This window comes from Xanthomonas sp. NCPPB 1638, assembly GCF_041475635.2.
Classification (GTDB): Bacteria; Pseudomonadota; Gammaproteobacteria; order Xanthomonadales; family Xanthomonadaceae; genus Xanthomonas; species Xanthomonas cucurbitae.
On record NZ_CM192984.1, the window covers coordinates 846246 to 861023 of the forward strand.

The 14778-nt window shown below is 68.0% G+C and carries 15 protein-coding genes; 6 read left to right on the forward strand and 9 right to left on the reverse strand.

Annotated elements, in window-relative coordinates; all coding sequences use genetic code 11:
- Positions 1-166 precede the first annotated feature (166 nt).
- Together ACCQ13_RS03565 and ACCQ13_RS03570 are read left to right on the forward strand one after the other, a co-directional pair.
- Complete coding sequence (locus tag ACCQ13_RS03565; RefSeq protein ID WP_159406655.1) at positions 167-1576, forward strand: S8 family peptidase; 1410 nt, start codon at positions 167-169, stop codon at positions 1574-1576.
- A gap of 323 nt (positions 1577-1899) precedes the next feature.
- The gene (locus tag ACCQ13_RS03570) at positions 1900-3597 is read left to right on the forward strand and encodes a S8 family peptidase (RefSeq protein WP_159406656.1); all 1698 of its coding nucleotides are present in this window, start codon (positions 1900-1902) and stop codon (positions 3595-3597) included.
- Positions 3598-3653: 56 nt separating this feature from the next.
- Here ACCQ13_RS03570 and ybaK read toward each other — a convergent pair whose 3' ends face one another.
- The 4 genes from ybaK to wrbA all read right to left on the reverse strand — a co-directional run bounded on the left by ybaK (position 3654) and on the right by wrbA (position 5816).
- A complete protein-coding gene (gene ybaK / locus ACCQ13_RS03575; protein WP_104602634.1) occupies positions 3654-4133 on the reverse strand; it encodes a Cys-tRNA(Pro) deacylase in 480 nt (159 codons plus the stop codon).
- Positions 4134-4137: 4 nt separating this feature from the next.
- A complete protein-coding gene (locus tag ACCQ13_RS03580; RefSeq protein WP_104602633.1) occupies positions 4138-4623 on the reverse strand; it encodes an asparaginase domain-containing protein in 486 nt (161 codons plus the stop codon).
- Between the two features lie 195 nt (positions 4624-4818).
- Positions 4819-5163 carry a DUF2069 domain-containing protein gene (locus ACCQ13_RS03585; RefSeq protein WP_104602632.1) on the reverse strand — a complete coding sequence of 115 codons (345 nt, stop codon included), beginning with the start codon at positions 5161-5163 and terminating at the stop codon, positions 4819-4821.
- The gene (wrbA, locus tag ACCQ13_RS03590) at positions 5160-5816 is read right to left on the reverse strand and encodes an NAD(P)H:quinone oxidoreductase (protein ID WP_208800461.1); all 657 of its coding nucleotides are present in this window, start codon (positions 5814-5816) and stop codon (positions 5160-5162) included. The genes ACCQ13_RS03585 and wrbA overlap by 4 nt, the downstream gene beginning before the upstream one ends.
- Positions 5817-5867: 51 nt before the next feature.
- Between wrbA and ACCQ13_RS03595 the strand changes: the two genes are divergently transcribed.
- The 4 genes from ACCQ13_RS03595 (at position 5868) to ACCQ13_RS03610 (ending at position 9318) form a co-directional block, all read left to right on the forward strand.
- The gene (locus ACCQ13_RS03595; RefSeq protein WP_159406657.1) at positions 5868-7145 is read left to right on the forward strand and encodes a YihY family inner membrane protein; all 1278 of its coding nucleotides are present in this window, start codon (positions 5868-5870) and stop codon (positions 7143-7145) included.
- Entirely contained in the window at positions 7142-7738 is a 597-nt protein-coding gene (locus ACCQ13_RS03600; protein WP_159406658.1) for a TlpA family protein disulfide reductase, read from the forward strand. The genes ACCQ13_RS03595 and ACCQ13_RS03600 overlap by 4 nt, the downstream gene beginning before the upstream one ends.
- Positions 7738-8004 (forward strand): acylphosphatase, encoded by a 267-nt coding sequence (locus ACCQ13_RS03605; RefSeq protein WP_104602628.1) that lies wholly within the window; start codon positions 7738-7740, stop codon positions 8002-8004. The genes ACCQ13_RS03600 and ACCQ13_RS03605 overlap by 1 nt, the downstream gene beginning before the upstream one ends.
- An 84-nt stretch (positions 8005-8088) precedes the next feature.
- Positions 8089-9318, forward strand: a complete 1230-nt coding sequence (locus ACCQ13_RS03610) for a hypothetical protein (RefSeq protein WP_104602627.1) — start codon at positions 8089-8091, stop codon at positions 9316-9318.
- Here ACCQ13_RS03610 and ppk2 read toward each other — a convergent pair.
- The 5 genes from ppk2 to hemA all read right to left on the reverse strand — a co-directional run bounded on the left by ppk2 (position 9300) and on the right by hemA (position 14761).
- On the reverse strand, positions 9300-10082 hold the full coding sequence (gene ppk2 / locus ACCQ13_RS03615) for a polyphosphate kinase 2 (RefSeq protein ID WP_159406659.1): 783 nt from the start codon (positions 10080-10082) through the stop codon (positions 9300-9302). The two genes, ACCQ13_RS03610 and ppk2, sit on opposite strands and share 19 nt — an antisense overlap.
- 32 nt (positions 10083-10114) lie before the next feature.
- Positions 10115-10633 (reverse strand): molybdenum cofactor biosynthesis protein B, encoded by a 519-nt coding sequence (gene moaB / locus ACCQ13_RS03620; protein WP_104602625.1) that lies wholly within the window; start codon positions 10631-10633, stop codon positions 10115-10117.
- A gap of 63 nt (positions 10634-10696) precedes the next feature.
- On the reverse strand, positions 10697-12403 hold the full coding sequence (locus ACCQ13_RS03625) for an O-linked N-acetylglucosamine transferase, SPINDLY family protein (protein WP_104602624.1): 1707 nt from the start codon (positions 12401-12403) through the stop codon (positions 10697-10699).
- The gene (gene prfA / locus ACCQ13_RS03630; RefSeq protein WP_104602623.1) at positions 12400-13485 is read right to left on the reverse strand and encodes a peptide chain release factor 1; all 1086 of its coding nucleotides are present in this window, start codon (positions 13483-13485) and stop codon (positions 12400-12402) included. The genes ACCQ13_RS03625 and prfA overlap by 4 nt, the downstream gene beginning before the upstream one ends.
- On the reverse strand, positions 13463-14761 hold the full coding sequence (gene hemA / locus ACCQ13_RS03635; protein ID WP_159406660.1) for a glutamyl-tRNA reductase: 1299 nt from the start codon (positions 14759-14761) through the stop codon (positions 13463-13465). Before hemA ends, prfA begins: the two co-directional genes overlap by 23 nt.
- Positions 14762-14778 lie beyond the last annotated feature (17 nt).

Here is a 14778-nt window from a genome sequence, read left to right on the forward strand (position 1 = left end):
CTCGACAGGTGCAGGCAGGGCATTGCCCGCTGGCCGGATGCCATTGGCCAGTGGTCGAAGGGGCGTCGCCGCCCAACCCGTTTTTCCGGCCCGATCCGCCGCTGCGGCACGGGATCGGCTACTTGCCGCAGCTGCGGCACCACTTGCTAGAGAGAGGAACGTTTCAATGTCCAATGTGTCGCAACGTCGCGCATTTGCGCGCGGCCTGGTCGTGCTGGGTGTTTCCGCGCTGACGTCCCTGCTGGCCGTGCCGGCGTTCGCCGGCCAGGTCAATCTGTCGGGGCTTGATTCGCAGCCCACGCTGGATCGCTTCATCGTCAAGTACAAGGACGGCAGCAGCCCGGCGGTGAGTCCTGCTTCGATGCGTGCGTCGTTGACCTCGGTGGCCAGCGCAGTTCCTGCACGGGCCGGTCGCGCGCAGGGCCTGAACCATGTGCGCCGTACCGCGCTGGGTTCGGAAGTGCTCAAGACCACCCGTGGGCTGGACCGTGCCGAGGCCGAGACGCTGATGCGCCGCATCGCCGCCGACCCGAGTGTCGACTACGTCGAAGTCGACCAGATCCTGTACCCCACGCTGACCCCGAACGACCCGCGCCTGTCCGAGCAATGGGGCTTTGGCACCACCGCGGCGGGCATCAACGTGCGCCCGGCCTGGGACACCGCCACCGGCACCGGTGTGGTCGTTGCCGTCATCGACACCGGCATCGCCAGCCACCCGGACCTCAACTCCAACGTCCTGCCGGGCTATGACTTCATCAGTGATGCCACGCGTGCCCGTGACAACAATGGCCGCGACAACAACCCGGCCGACCAGGGCGACTGGACCGTGGCCAATGAGTGCTTCTCCGGCTCACCGGCCTCCAACTCGAGCTGGCACGGCACTCATGTCGCCGGCACGGTTGCCGCGCTGACCAACAACAGCACCGGTGTTGCCGGTACCGCGTTCAATGCGCGGATCCTGCCGATCCGTGTGCTGGGCCGGTGTGGTGGCTCCACCTCCGATATCGCCGATGCGATCGTGTGGGCGTCTGGTGGTTCGGTTTCCGGCGTGCCCGCCAATGCCAACCCGGCCGAGGTCATCAATATGTCGCTGGGCGGCAGCGGCGCCTGTTCCAGCACCACCCAGAGCGCCATCAATTCAGCCGTGTCGCGTGGCACCACGGTGGTGGTGGCTGCCGGCAATAGCAATGCCAACGTGTCCACCGCCAACCCGGCCAACTGCGCCAACGTGATCGCGGTAGCATCGATCACCTCCAGCGGCGCGCGTTCGAACTTCTCCAACTTCGGCGCGGGCATCGATATCGCCGCTCCGGGTTCGGCCATCCTGTCGACCTTGAACACTGGCACCACCACCCCAGGCTCGGCCAGCTACGCCAGCTACAACGGCACCTCGATGGCGGCGCCTCATGTGGCCGGCGTGGTGGCGCTGGTGCAGTCGGCGGCCAGCCGTCCGCTGACTCCGGCGGCGGTGGAGACCCTGCTGAAGAACACCGCCCGTCCGCTGCCGGGCGCCTGCTCGGGCGGCTGCGGTGCCGGCATCGTCAACGCGGCCGGCGCGGTCAGCCAGACCCCGTAACGCCACACGGACGGCGCGATGCCGGCACGGTTGCCGGCATCGTCGTCGGGCCGGTCCCGACCGGTCTGTCGGTGTCTTGAAGTCCACACTGCCCCGCTTCGGCGGGGCAGTGTGCGTTTCGGGTATCGGTGATTGTTGGGCAACAGGCTGCCGGTCTTGGTGATGGCTGAACAAAACGTCGGTGGATTGCCTGGGCGCGCTTCAGCGCCGGGTGCCACACGCCGATAGCCATCGCATGTGAGGCGTGGCCGTATCCAGCCGCCACACGATCGGGCAGGGCGCCTTGCCTTGCGGATTCCAGGTCCTTGGGGAGGGATTGATCCATGTCGCATCCATCGGTTGGCGTGCTGCGCCGCGCCGTCGTCTTCTGTGCACTGTCTTGTACGTTTCACGCCGCTGCGGGCGAGGTCAGTCTGCAAGGGCTGGGGTCCAATACCACGCACCAGCGCTTCATCGTCAGCTATACCAATCGCGTCGGCAGCAGCCGTGACACCGGGCTGTCTGCGCCGTGGAGCGAGATTGCCCGTGCCGTACCTGCACGGCAGGGGCGCGCACTGGGTCTGTCGGCCACGCGCCGCCTGAGTACCGGGCCGATGCTGTTGGTGGCCGACCGCACGCTTGATCGGGTGGATGCCGAAAGCCTGATGCGGCGGCTTGCTGCCGACCCGGCGGTCAAACGGGTGGAAGTGGATGTCCTGATGCGCCCGTTGCTGGTGCCCAACGACCCCGGCCTTCCGCAGCAATGGGCGATGGGCACCAGCAACGCCGGCCTCAACATCCGCCCGGCCTGGGACCGTTCCACCGGCAAGGGCATCGTGGTGGCGGTGATCGATACCGGCATCACCGCACATCCTGACCTGGCCGCGAACATCCTGCCTGGCTACGACTTCATCACCGATCCGGGCATTGCCCGCGACGGCAATGCGCGCGATGCGAACGCCGCCGACCAGGGCGACTGGACAGCCGCGAACGAATGCGGGTCCGGTGCGTCCGCGTCCAGCTCCAGCTGGCACGGCACCCATGTGGCCGGCATCGTCGCCGCCGTCGGCAACAACAGCGCCGGCGTGGTCGGTACCGCGTTCAACGCCAGGCTGCTGCCGCTGCGGGTGCTGGGCCGGTGTGGCGGCTACCTGTCCGATATCGCCGATGCCATCGTCTGGGCAGCGGGCGGCAAGGTGACCGGGCTGCCTGCCAATCCGAATCCTGCCACGGTGATCAATCTGTCGCTGGGCGGCTACGGCAGTTGCTCGGCGACGATGAGTAACGCCATTGCCGCTGCGGTGACGCGTGGCAGTTCGGTGGTGGTGGCCGCGGGCAACAGCAACATGGATGTCTCCACCAGCGTGCCGGCCAACTGCCCGAACGTGATCGCGGTGGCGGCCACCACCTCGGCCGGTGCAAAGGCCAGTTTTTCCAACTTCGGCAAGGGCGTGGATATCGCGGCGCCGGGCCAGGCCATCGTTTCCACGCTCAACAGCGGCACCACGGTACCGGGCAATGCGGCGTATGCGACGTACAGCGGAACCTCGATGGCCGCACCGCATGTGGCCGGGGTGGTGGCGTTGATGCAGTCGGTGGCCTTGAACCCGCTCACGCCGGCAACGGTCAAGGCCTTGCTCAAGAGCAGCGCACGTCCATTACCGGTGGCCTGCACCCAGGGCTGCGGCGCAGGGCTGGTGAACGCCGACGCAGCACTGGCAGCGGTGATCGAATCGACTACGCTGGCCCGCAATGTGGCGCGCACGGGGGTGAGCGCGGCGCAGTCGGACGTGGTGTATTACCAGGTCAACGTACCGGCCGGCACGCGCGCGCTGAAAGTGACGCTGGGCGGCGGCAGCGGCAATGCCGATCTGTCGCTGCGCGCAGGCGCGTTGCCCAGCGACAGTGCGTACAGCTGTCGCAGCACGCTGCCCGGCAATGCCGACAGCTGCACGCTGAACATGCCGGCAGCAGGGACCTACTATGTGCGGCTGAAGGCGACGCTGGCGTTCTCGGGAGTTGCTGTCACTGCGGCGTACTGAATGTTGCAAATGCACGCAGGCACAGCGCCACTGCCTGCGTGGACGGGAGTTGTCGATCAAGCGCATTCGCAGAGCACGCAGCCCCGCGCTTCCAGCGCCTGCAATAACCGGGCAGCCGGCAATTCCAGCAGCAAGCCGCGCTGGCCCGCGTTGATCCATAGCGCGGGCGCATCCAGCGCGGTGGCTTCCACCAGCACCGGCGCCTGCCGCTGCTGGCCAAGCGGGCTGATGCCGCCCACCTTGTAGCCGGTACGGCGCTCGGCATCGGCCACGTCCATCATGCGGGCAGACTTGCCACCTTGCGCGCTGGCGAGTTTTTTCAGCGACAGGCGCCGGTCGCAGGGAATCACCACGCACACCGCCTGGTCGTCGACCCAGGTCATCAAAGTCTTCAACACCGTCTGCGGTGCCAGGCCGAGCGTCGTGGCCGCCTGCAGGCCCTTGGCATCGGCATCGGCCTGATAGTGGTACGGATGCAGCACGTACGCTACGCCCGCCGCGTCCAGGGCGCGGGTGGCGCGGGTGGCCTTGCTCACGGCGTCAGATCGACTCGAAGCGGTTGGCGGCGACGTTCTTGCGCACCTGGTCCGGGTTCCAGACGCGCCCGTTCATGGCGATATAGACGCCGGCGGGCAAGGATTGCACCGCACCCACCGCGCAGCCGATGTTGAATTCCGCATCCGAGCCGCGGAAGCGTGCCGGGTTGAGCGCGCCGGTCATCACGATGGTCTTGTCGGGAATCGACTGCAGCACCTTGCCGGTGGCCACCATCGAATCGGTACCGTGGGTAATCAGTACGTGGCGGGTGGGCTGGGCGGCGATGGTGGCGCGGATCAATTCGCGGTCGGCGTCGGTGATGTGCAGCGAATCCTTGCGGATGATCGGAATCACCGTGAAGCGAAAGGTCACGCCCAGTTCCTTGAGGATCTGGCCGATCTGCGGGTCGCCGATCTGGTAGTCCGATTTGTCGTCGAAGTAGATCTTGTCGATCGTGCCGCCGGTGGTGACGATCAGAAGGTCTTGCATGCTGCCAATCCTGTAGGGCCGACGCGGTGCAGGCCGCGCGAGGGCCGTCATGATACCGCCCGTCCGAGATGCTGCCAGCGCACCCTGCGGCAAGCAGGGCAGGGAGATCCCCGACTTGCGCTTATGCGCGGCGGTTGGCGGTGTGCTGGCGGGCACCGGTCGCGGGCAAAGGCGGCCGCCCGTACGGTGCGCGGCTCAGCGCGCCTTGCGCTTGCCACCCATGCGCGCGGCTACGCCAGGCCCACTGACCAGCCCGATCACCAGCAGCGCCAGCAGCAATTCCAGCCAGGCCAGGCCGCGTGCCTCGGGCTGGCTCCAGGCAGCCATCACGCCATGGCTGAACCAGCCCAGCGCGAACACGCCCGCCCAGAACCGCGCACGCGCGCTGCGCACCGCCAGCACGCCCATCCATGCCGGCGGCAGCGCGAAGACCAGCAGCGATGCGGTGCGCCGCGCATCGTCGTGAAACCAGATCACGAACAGCACCGCCAGCGCCAGCAGGGCGGCCGTCAGCAACCAGTGCACCGCGCGCAGGCTCATGCGGCGGCCAGCCGCTGCGCGATATCGGCCACCCGGCGGCCCAGCGCGCGCGCCAGCAGGGCTTCATCCTCGCTGGGTTGCGGGTCGCCGCCGGCGCCTGACACATGGCTGGCGCCGTACGGCGTGCCGCCGCTGGTGGTATGGCTGAGCGCGGCTTCGGTGAACGGGATGCCCACGATCAGGCAGCCGTGGTGCAGCAGCGGCAGATGCATCGACAACAGGGTGGATTCCTGCCCGCCATGCAGCGAGGCGGTGGAGGTGAACACCGCTGCCGGCTTGCCCGCCAACGTGCCATTGGCCCATTCGGCGCCCAGGCTGTCGAGGAAGTGCTTCATCGGCGCGGCCATGTTGCCGAAGCGGGTCGGGCTGCCCAGCAACAGGCCGCTGCAGTCGGCCAGGTCGGCGCGGTCCACGTAGGGTGCGCCTTCGTCCGGCACCGGCGGGGCGCTGGTCTGGGTCACTGCGGCCACTGGCGGCACGGTGCGCAAGCGCGCGCGCATGCCGGGCACTTCGCCGATGCCGCGCGCGATCTGCCGCGCCAGCCGCGCCACCGAACCGCCACGGCTGTAATACAGCACCAGAATCTCCGCCATCGTGTTCCTGCCGCCTGTCTGAGTTGCCGCAGTATCGGCCAAGCCGCTGCCCCACTGCACGCTGCCGCTGCGACAAGGCCGCGATGACGGCGCATCGGGTACCCTTGCGCGATGGCGCGCGTGAACAAACTCCACCACTGGAAAGAACGTTTGCACGACCGCGCGCGGACGATGAGTTTCGGGCGCTTCCTGTGGCGCCGCTTCCTGGATGACCGTCTGTTCCAGGCCGCCGCGTCGCTGGCCTATACCACGGTGTTTGCGCTGGTGCCGCTGGCGATCGTGGTGTTCGGCGTGCTGTCTGCCTTCCCCGCGTTCAACGAGTGGAAGGACGCACTGACCGACTTCATCTTCAACAATTTCGTGCCCGGTGCAGCGCGTTCGGTGCAGAACTATCTCAACCGTTCGCTGGAAGACCTGGGCAAGTTCACCGTGGCCGGCATGGTGGCGTTGGTGGCCTCGCTGCTGATTACCCTGCACAGCATCGAGCAGACCTTCAACAGCATCTGGCGGGTGGCCGCCGCGCGGCCGAAGGTGACCCGGTTCCTGATCTATTGGACGGTGCTGACGCTGGGCACGATGCTGGCCGCCGCGGCGATGGCGATGGCCGCCTACGTGTTCGCGCTGCCGCTGTTCCGCACCACCGAAGGCCAATGGCTGGCCGAATTTGCCTGGCGGCTGGCGCCAATGGCGGTGGAGTTCGTCTGCATCGTGCTGATCTACCGGGTGGTGCCGCAGCATGCGGTGCGGCTGCGGCATGCGCTGCCGGGCGCGTTGCTGGCGGTGATCCTGATGGAGATCGTGAAGTGGGGCTTCGGCTTCTACCTGGGCAATTTCCAGACCTACCAGCGTATCTACGGCGCGCTGTCGGCGCTGCCGATCCTGCTGTTGTGGATTTACCTGAGCTGGGTGTCGGTGTTGCTGGGTGCATCGCTGGCCTCGTCGATGTCCGCCTTCCGCTACCAGCCCGAGGCCATGCGCCTGCCGCCGGGCTTCGAGATCTACGGCCTGCTGCGCCTGCTCGGGCGGTTTCGCCAGGCACGCCTGCATGGCAACGGCCTGGACGAAGACCGCATCCTGGCGCTGGAGCCGATGCTTACCGACAGCTTGATGCAGCAGCTGCTGTGCGAGCTCAAACGCATCCGCCTGCTGCGCTGCGACGAGCGCGGCCAGTGGCTGCTGGCACGCGACCTGGACGCGGTGCCGCTGGCCGAACTCTACGAAAGCTGCCAGTTGCGCGTCCCCATCGAAGACCGCCCGCTGCCCTGTCGCGACGATGCCTACGGCCAGGCCGCCGCCGCCGCGCTGGAACACCTGCGCCAACCGCTGCGCAGCGTACTCGCGCAACCGGTTGGCGACCTCTACACCCACCTCCCCGGAGATCCTCCATGACCGTGCGCCTTGTGCGCGGCGCCTGCGCGCTGCTGTTGCCGCTGTTGTTGCTGACCGCCTGCAAGCCCACCGGCGAGGGCACGCCTGCGGCCAACCCGGCGACCACTGCCCCGCCAGCCGGGACAGCGGCCCCCACGGCGCCTGCCGCTGCGGCCAACACCTCGGTGGTGCAGCAGACCGCCGTGATGCCCAGGCTGTCGCTGCCCACCGTCTCGGGCGAGACCTACGACCTGGCCGCGCATCGCGGCAAGTGGGTGGTGGTGAACTTCTGGGCGACCTGGTGCGCGCCCTGCCTGAAAGAGATGCCGGAGCTGTCGGCCCTGCACACCATGCGCGACACCGTCGAAGTGGTGGGCCTGGCCTACGAAGACATCACCACCGCCGACATGCAGGCGTTCCTGAAAGACCATCCGGTGTCCTACCCGGTGGCCATCCTCGACCCGTACCAGCCGCCTCAGGATTTCGCCACGCCACGCGGCCTGCCGATGACCTACCTGATCGGACCGGACGGCAAGGTGGCCAAGCAGTTCCTGGGCCCGGTCACGGCGCGCGATATCGAAACGGCGGTGGGCATCACCGGCAAGACCGGTTGATGCAGTCCGCGCGTTTCGTGGTCAGCGGCGTGGTGCAGGGCGTGTGGTATCGCGCCTCCACCCGCGAACAGGCGCTGGCGCTCGGCCTGCGTGGACATGCACGCAACCGGGCCGACGGCAGCGTGGAGGTGATCGCCGCCGGCAACCCGGCGGCGCTGGACACGTTGGAACGCTGGCTGTGGCAAGGTCCACCGACGGCCAGCGTGGTGACGGTGGTGCGCACACCCTGCCCGATTCCTTCCACTGAAGACTTCGTGACTGGCTGAGCGCACGCCAGCGCACGCGGGCAACAGAGTTGGATCGCCTCGCCGATAACCCTGTCAACGCGATCAGGCGTTCAGGGGAATGTAATGGCCGCTCCATCTCAGGATCACACTCACGGGCACCACCTGCCTACCCATGGCCGCACGCGCGCGTTGGCACAGGGCGGGCCGTGGCTCTATCTCGGCGCGTTGGTGGGCAGCGGCTGGCTGTTGTTCCAGCAGCCGCAGACGCGGGTGTTGCAGCCCGGTCAGACGGCTGCGGGTTGGCTGCTGGCCTGGACTTTTGCCGGCATCGTGATTGGTGCGGTGATGTGGAGTCTGCGGCTTGCGCGGCGTGGCCTGGGTGCGCCCAGCGCCAGCTATCCGCTCTCGGCGCGCCTGCCCGAGTCCTGGGCTGATGCCTATGCGGCACTGCTGCGTCCGGCGGCTGTGACCCCGGTGAGTTCCTCCAGGCTCGATCCGGCCGCCAGCCAGCGCGGCGCGGCCTGGCACCGTTTCGGCGGCGGCATGCTCAGTGCGGAAAGCTTCGACCCCAATGACGCCACCCGCGCCCCATGGGACAACCTGGATGCCCAGGCCTGCATTGCGCGGCTGGATGAAGTGCGCAGCGCCTGGCAGAACGCCAGCGCCAACCGCGCGCTGCACCAGGAGCGTCGCTACTGGCTGGACATCGTGCTGTCGCTGCTCGATCACGGCGTGATGCGCCCGTTGCAGGACGGCTATCTGCCCGACACCGCCGCGCTGCGCACCGAACGTTTCCTGCTCGGCGCCGACGCCGGCCCGGCCGTGCTGGCCGAAGTGCCGGCCCTGTTCGCGCGCCGCCTGGCGCTGGCCATCGATGCCATGCCCCTCGCACAGTGCGAAAGCGCGCACGCGCAGTGGCGTCTGCTGCAGCAATTGCATGCGCTGGTGACCGAAAGCCGCATGCTGGACGAGCGTTCCCAGGTGATCCAGGTACTGGCCTGGAACCCGGACGTGGATCTGGACCAGGTGGAGGTGGCCTACATCCTGGCGGCCGAATACCGCAGCGGCCTGCGTGACTGGCTGCGCCGCGCCGCGCTGGTGCGCCTGCCCGACAGCGCGCTGCGCCTGGACGAAATGTTGCTGGCTTCGTGCAGCCCGCTCGGCGCGCAGGCCGACGATGTGGACTACATGGAAGCGATGCGTCCGCTGCATCGCGGCTTCATGCAGTTGTTCAATCAGCGCCTGAGCCAGCTGGTGCTGCAGGCCGAGCAGGCCGAACGTCAGGCCGGGCTGCATCCGCTGCCGCGCGCCACTGCGGCCAGCGACGAGGTCTCTCAGGACTGGCCGGCGTAATCGTCGATCGGTTCCAGCATGCCGTAGCGTTCCTTGTGCGGCTTGCCGTGCAAGGGCGGCAGCGGTAGCGGTTCCTCGGGCACCGCGGTGTCCGGGAGCCGGTCCAGCAGGTTGCGGATCAGGCTCAGCCGGCCGCGTTTCTGGTCGTTGAAGTCCACCAGCGTCCACGGCGCCGCCGGGGTGTGGGTTGCTTCCAGCATGCGCTCGCGCGCCTCGGTGTAGGCGTCGTATTTATCGCGCGACTGCAGGTCCACCGGCGACAGTTTCCAGCCCTTGAGCGGGTCTTCGTGCCGCTCGGCAAAGCGTTCTTCCTGCTCGGCCTGGTCCACGCACAGCCAGTACTTGAATAGCAGGATGCCGTCATCGACCAGCAGTTGTTCGAAGCACGGCGCCTGCTGCAGGAACGTTTCGTACTGCGCATCGGTGCAATAGCCCATCACCCGTTCCACGCCGGCGCGGTTGTACCAGCTGCGATCCATCAACACCAATTCGCCAGCAGCCGGCAGATGCGTCACATAGCGCTGGAAGTACCACTGCGTGCTTTCGCGGTCGCTGGGTTTGGGCAGCGCCACCACCCGGCATTGGCGTGGATTGAGGTGGCTGGCGATGGTCTGGATCACGCCGCCCTTGCCGGCGGTGTCGCGGCCTTCCACCAACACCAGCGCACGCTGATTGGTGTGGCGCAGCCAGCGCGCCATGCCGACCAGTTCCAGTTGCAGCGGTGCCAGCAGTTGTTTGTAGGCCTTGCGTTTGAGGTGCGACATGCGCGTTCCGGCAAGAGTGCAGAGCGCGCAGGCTATGCCCCCAGGCGTGGACGCAGTGTCGCCAGATTGCAGGGCTTGGTGCGGGCATCCAGCTGCGCGCGCACGATCTTTTCCCAGGCGGTGCGGCAGGCCGAGGTGGAGCCGGGCAGGCAGAAGATGAAGCTGTGATTGGCCAACCCTGCGAACGCGCGCGATTGCAGCGAGGAAGTGCCGATTTCATCCACGCTGACCGCGCGGAACAGTTCGCCGAAGCCGGGCATCAGCTTGTCCAGCAGCGGGGTGATCGCCTCGGGCGTGCTGTCACGGCCGGTGAAGCCGGTGCCGCCGGTGATCAGGATGCCGTTGATCTGCGTATCGGCGATCCAGGCCGACACGATCGCCCGCATGCGGTAACGGTCGTCCGGGCATAGCGCACGTTCGTGTAGCACGTGGCCTTCCTGGGTGAGGGCATCGGCCAGATAGTCGCCGGAACGGTCGTCGGCCAGGCGGCGGCTGTCGGACACGGTCAGCACGCACAGGCGCAGGGGAATGAAGTCGGGAGTGGATGGCATGCGCCAAGCCTAGCGAGCCTGGACGGCCGGGTACAGCGCCAATGGGGTGCTGGCACTGGCGCGCTAGACACCCAGCCAGCCGCGCTCCTGCGCAAGCGCGTGCAGCACGGCGGCCAGCGCATCGGCCAACCCGTCCATATCGAAGACGCCACTTTGCTGCCGCTGCAGTGCCAGGCGCGCACGCAGCGCGGCCAGTGCATCGGTATCGTTCGCCAGCGCCACCGCCTTGGCCACGAACGCCGCGTCATCGGCCACGTTCATCTCCTCCAGCCCCAGGTGATGATTGAGGCTGCCGGCCACGCGCGCGGCAAAGGTCTCGCCTGGGGTGGTCAGCACCGGGCAACCCGCCCAGAGCGCGTCCGATGCGGTGGTATGGGCGTTGTACGGGTGCGTGTCCAGGAATAGATCTGCATGCCGGTAGCGTGCCAGATACTGCGGGTGCGGCAGTTTCGGCATGAACACCAGGCGCTGCGGGTCCACGCCTTGCGCCTTCGCTGCCGCGCGCAACCGCGCATCGGCCTGGCCTGGCCCGGAGAGCAGCCACAGCACGCTGCCGGGTGCCGCACCCAGCACTGCCAGCATGCGCGCCATGCTGCGCGGGTTGAGCTTGTAGCTGTTGTTGAAGCAGCACAGCACCACGCCATGCTCGGGCAATCCGCAGTCCGTACGCGAGGGCGGGGCGGCCACCGTGCGCGAGGTGTCCGAGGGTTGAAACGCGCGCGGCAGGCGCAGTACCTGCTCGCTGTAGAACGGCGCCAGTGCTGGCGGCAACGCAAACGCATCGCCCAGCACGTAGTCCATCCACGGCGCACCGGAGGTGCCGGGGTAGGCCAGCCAGTTGATCTGCACCGGCGCCGGGCGCAGGGCGAATACTTCCGGCCGTCCGCCACCGCCCCAGCCGCGCAGGTCGAACACCACATCGATCCCCTGCGCGCGGATGTGCCGGGCTGTCTCCACGTGGCCCAGCGTGGTCACGTCGTGCAGCGTGGTGGCACGCGCAAGACGCGCACGGATCTGGCTTCCGTCGTCGTGGCTGGTGGCGAACAGATGCACCTGCAGCCCCGTCTGACGCTGCTGCAAGGCTTCGAACAGCGCCACGGTCAGCAACCCGGTGGGATGCGCCCCGAAGCCGTTGGAGACGAAACCGATCCGCAACGCGCCCTGGCGGCGTAGTGCCACCGGCGGCAGCGGCTGCAACATCGCCGCGATGGCCTGCGCGCGCGTCCGTGCGCAGGCCAGCTGTTCGGCCGCGCTGGCGTCTTCGCTCAGGAACGCGAACGGCTCCACCGCCGCGGCGCCTTGTGCCACCGCTGCGCGCACCTGCGTGGACAGCGCTTCCACCTCGCGCCAATCGCATAGGCGCCGCCGCCAGTTGAGCAACTGCGCGGCGATATAGGGCTGGTCAGGAAGCAGCTGATACGCACGCGTGTAGGCCGCTGCGGCTTGCTCCGGCTGGCCGGCGTCTTCCAGCGCATGGCCAAGCCACAATGCAATTCCCGGATGTTGCGGCACCAGCTCGGACGCCTGCTGGAGCAGGTTGGCGGCCTCGGCATGCCGCGCCTGCGCCCAGCGCACCCGCCCCAGCCGTGCGATCGCTTCCGGGTGGCCTGGCTGCAGTGCCAGCGCGCGTTGCACCGCCTGCTCACCGGCCGCGGTGGCGCCCATGCCCAGCTCGGCATCGGCCAGCATCAGCCAGGCGACGAAATCGCCGGGCTGGCGTCGCACCGCCTCGCGCAGCTGCAGCAGCGCGCGCGGGACCTGCGCAGTCACGGGCTGTCGCTCAACCGCGCCAGTTCGTCAGCCTGATGCTCGTGGATCAGCCGGCCGATCAATGCTTCCAGATCGCCTTCGATGATGTTGGGCAGGTCGTACAGGGTCAGCCCTTCCACGCGGTGGTCGGTGATGCGTCCCTGTGGAAAGCTGTAGGTGCGGATGCGCTGGCTGCGATCACCGCTGCCCACCTGCAATTTGCGTGTCTGCGCTTCGGCGGCGGCGGCCTTGCTGCGTTCGGCTTCCAGCAGCTGCGCCTTGAGTCGTTTCATCGCCTTGTCGCGGTTGGCGTGCTGGCTGCGCTCGGTCTGGCATTCCACCACCACGCCACTTGGGACGTGGGTGATGCGGATCGCCGATTCGGTCTTGTTGACGTGCTGGCCGCCGGCGCCGGAGGAGCGAAAGGTGTCCACTTTAAGATCGGCCGGATTGATCACGATCTCTTCCACGTCGTCGGCCTCGGGAATGATCGCCACCGTCGCCGCCGAGGTATGGATGCGGCCCTGCGACTCGGTCGCGGGGACGCGTTGCACGCGATGGGTGCCGGACTCGAACTTCAGCCGCGAATACGCGCCGCGCCCGACCACGCGCGCCACCACTTCCTTGTAGCCGCCGTGTTCGCCGGGGCTGTCCGATTCGATCTCCACCTTCCAGCCCTGACGCTCGGCATAGCGGGCGTACATGCGAAACAGGTCGCCGGCGAAGATCGCCGCTTCGTCGCCGCCGGTGCCGGCGCGGACTTCCAGGAACAGGTTGCCGTCGTCGCGCGGGTCGCGCGGCACCAGCAGCAGCGCCAGTTGCGCGTCCAGTGCTTCCAGGCGCGCCTGTGCGGCGGCGATTTCTTCTTCGGCCAGTTCGCGCATTTCCGGATCGTTGCGCATGGCCTCGGCCGCGCTCAGGTCGGCCTTGGCGCGCGCTTCGTCTTCCAGCGCGATTGCCACCGGCTCCAGCTGCGACAGCTCGCGTGACAGGCTGCGGAACCTGTCGTTGTTGCCCACCACGTCCGGATCGGACAACAGGTGCTGCAGTTCTTCGCGGCGCTCGGCCAGCGCTTCGAGCTTACGGCGCAGGGTCGGCGTCATCAGTCCTCACGATCGGGGTAGCTACAGGGGGATGTAGGTAACCGGGCTTTTCCGGAAACAGCCGGTCGGCTGCGCTGGTCAGTTCCAGGTCGTTGTTGAGCGCGGCGTCGCGCAACGCGGCGGTGGGTGGATGCAGCAGACGGTTGGTCAGCGCATGCGCCAATTGTTCCAGCACCTCGTCGGCCGGCTTGCCGTTGTGCAATTGCTGGCGCGCCTTGGCCAGCAGTTCGTCGCGGGTGCTGTCGCCGAAGGCGCGCAAGCGCTTCAGCGGGGCCTGGCGCGCATTGGCTTGCACGGTCTCGACGTAGCGCGCCACCTGCAGGTCGATGATGGCCTCGGCCTGGTCGGCGGCCTCGCGGCGGCTGCGGCGGTTGTCTTCCACCGCGCGCTCCAGGTCGTCCACCGTGTACAGGTAGGCGTCGCTCAGTTCTGCCACCGAGGCTTCGATATCGCGCGGGACTGCCAGGTCGAACAGCAGCATCGGCTTGCGTTTGCGCGCGCGCAGCGCCTGTTCCACCTGCACCCGGGTCACCAGCGGCTCGCGCGCGGCAGTGGCCGAAAACACCACGTCGGCTTCGGCCAGGTGGCGTTCCAGATCGGTGAGCGGCAAGGCGTAGCCGCCATGCTGGCTGGCCAGGGTCTGCGCATGGGCGAGGGTGCGATTGGCGATCAGCAGGCGCTGCACGCGGCCTTCGCTCAGATGCCTGGCGGCCAGTTCGATGGTCTCGCCGGCGCCGACCAGCAGCACGGTCGATTCGTTGAGCCGGGCGAACGACTCCTGCGCCAGGCGCACGGCGGTGGAGGCCACCGACACCGGATTGGCACCGACGCGGGTATCGGTGCGCGCCCGCTTGGCGACCGAGAAGGTCTGCTGGAACAGGCGGTCCAGCCCGCTGCCCAGTGCGCCGTGTGCACGCGCCACTGCCCAGGCGTCCTTCACCTGGCCCAGGATCTGCGGCTCGCCCAGCACCATCGAGTCCAGCCCGGTGGCAACGCGGAACAGGTGGCGCACCGCCGCTTCCTCCTGGTGCTGATACAGGTAGCCGCTCAAGCCCGGCGCATGGGTCTCCAGCCAGCTCACCAGGCTGTGCGGGTCGTCGGACATCGCATACAGCTCGGTGCGGTTGCAGGTGGACAGCAACGCGGCCTCGCGCACCTGCGGCAACGCGCGCAGGGATTCGAGCGCGCGCGGCAACGCGTCACCTGCGAACGCTGCGCGTTCGCGCAGGTCCACAGGTGCGGTCTGGTGATTCAGTCCGAGCACCCACAACGTCATTGTTCAGTTGCTTGCGA